The sequence below is a fragment of the Pseudomonas sp. PDM28 genome (assembly GCF_019219115.1).
Taxonomy (GTDB): domain Bacteria; phylum Pseudomonadota; class Gammaproteobacteria; order Pseudomonadales; family Pseudomonadaceae; genus Aquipseudomonas; species Aquipseudomonas laurylsulfatiphila.
On sequence record NZ_JAHUWG010000046.1, the window covers coordinates 1 to 255 of the forward strand.

At 49.8% G+C, this 255-nt stretch carries 1 rRNA gene; it reads right to left on the reverse strand.

Going from position 1 to position 255, the window contains the following annotated elements:
* Positions 1–255, reverse strand: a 23S ribosomal RNA gene (locus tag KW841_RS29510); the annotation flags it as partial.

The window sequence follows — 255 nt, forward strand, 5'->3', positions numbered from 1 at the left end:
AGTACATTACCACCACCCACCACGGTACTAGTTCACTATCGGTCAGTCAGTAGTATTTAGCCTTGGAGGATGGTCCCCCCATATTCAGACAAAGTTTCTCGTGCTCCGTCCTACTCGATTTCATGACTAAGAGATTTTCGCGTACAGGGCTATCACCCACTATGGCCGCACTTTCCAGAGCGTTCCGCTAATCTCAAAGCCACTTAAGGGCTAGTCCCCGTTCGCTCGCCACTACTAAGGGAATCTCGGTTGATT